We start from the raw sequence: 1,627 nt of genomic DNA, 5'->3' as shown, positions 1-1,627 counted from the left end.
ACCACGCCGCGACACCAACACCAGCGACCGCACGCCGTACGCCGACACCAGATGCTCCGCGACCAACGCACCCAACGCACCCGTACCACCGGTCACCAGCACCGCACCGTCACCCACGACCGGCGTCTCCGCAGCCGTGATGCCGGCCCGGACCAGGCGCGGCGAGTACACCGCATCCCCTCGGACGGCCAACTGGCCGCCGGTCGCGGCCGGTTCCCGCAGGACGCCGTCCAGCAGGGCCATCAGCGCGGCGTCCAGGTCGCCGTCGACGTCCGCGAGCACGATGCGGCCCGGGTGCTCCGACTGCGCCGACCGCAGCAGACCCCACACCGCCGCGCCGGCCAGGTCGGTCACCCGGTCGCCGTCGCCGATCGACACCGCGCCCCGGGTCACGACCACGAGCCGCGAGTCCGCCAGGGCATCCGCCGCGAGCCAGGACTGCACCGTCGCCAGCACGTCCGAGGTCACCGCCCGGACCGACTCCGCCGTCGCCGCGCCGGGCGCGGGGAACACCGGCAGCAGCAGCGTCCGGGGGACGGACTCCTCCCCCGCGACCGCCGCCACGTCGGGGTACGTGGGCATTCCGACGGGTGCCGGCAGCTCCCGGCCGCCGGTCACCAGCGCCCAGCCGGAAAGCTCCCCGGCGGGCGCGGTCTCCACGGCCGGCCATCGCAGCTCGAACAGCGACCGCGTGGCCACGCCCGGCGCGGCCACGCCGGTCAGCTCCCGCAGGGCGAGGGAGTCCACCGACACGACCGGCGCGCCCACCTCGTCGTACGCGGCCAGCCGCAGCCCGGAGCCGTCGCGGGTCAGGCGCACCCGTAGCGTCCCCGCGCCTGCGGCGTGGACCTGCACGCCCTCGAAGGCGAACGGTACCCGTGGTCCGCTCGATTCCTCGCCACCGAGCAGCAGTCCGATCGGGTGCAGGGCGGCGTCCAGCAGCGCCGGGTGCACGCCGAATCCGGCGGCCTCCGTCGCGTCGTCCGGCAGGACCACCTCGGCGTACACCTCGTCGCCGCCGGTCCAGGCACGCCGGAGCCCCTGGAAGGCCGGCCCGTACGTCAGGCCGTGTTCCGCCAGCGTCGGGTACCAGTTCGCCAGGTCCACCTCCGCCGCGCCGGCGGGGGGCCAGGTGACCGGGTCCGGCTCGTCGGCGGTGGAAGGCTCCAGCACGCCCTCCGCGTGCCGGGTCCAGCCCGCCTCGGGGTCGTCGTCGGGGCGGGAGTAGACGGCGACGGGACGCTGCGGCGACTCCGACGTGGACACCCGCACCTGGATCCGCACGCCTCCCGTTCCGGGGAGGGCCAGCGGGGCGGCCATGGTCAGCTCCCGCAGCCGGGAGAGGCCCACCTCGTCGCCGGCCCGTACGGCCAGCTCGACCAGGGCGGTGCCCGGCACCAGCGTCAGCCCGGAGACCGTGTGGTCGGCCAGCCACGGGTGCGTGGCCAGGGAGAGCCGGCCGGTCAGCACCATCTCGTCGTCGCCGGCCAGGTCCACCGTCGCGCCGAGCAGCGGGTGCCCGGTGCGGCCGAGTCCGGCCCCGGACACGTCGCCCGTACGCGCCCGGCCGGCGGCGGGCCAGTAGCGCTGGTGCTGGAAGGCGTACGTGGGCAGGTCCACCCGCCGT

The 1,627-nt window shown here is 76.4% G+C and carries 1 protein-coding gene; it reads right to left on the bottom strand.

Going from position 1 to position 1,627, the window contains the following annotated elements:
• Window positions 1–1,627: SpnB-like Rossmann fold domain-containing protein (locus ACPCK6_RS29545; RefSeq protein ID WP_423482851.1), on the bottom strand; the 1,627-nt coding region annotated here is incomplete at both ends.

The sequence above is a fragment of the Micromonospora sp. AB353 genome, from assembly GCF_049538395.1.
In the GTDB taxonomy this organism is placed as follows: domain Bacteria; phylum Actinomycetota; class Actinomycetes; order Mycobacteriales; family Micromonosporaceae; genus Micromonospora; species Micromonospora aurantiaca.
This window is presented reverse-complemented; position numbering and strand designations above follow the sequence as displayed.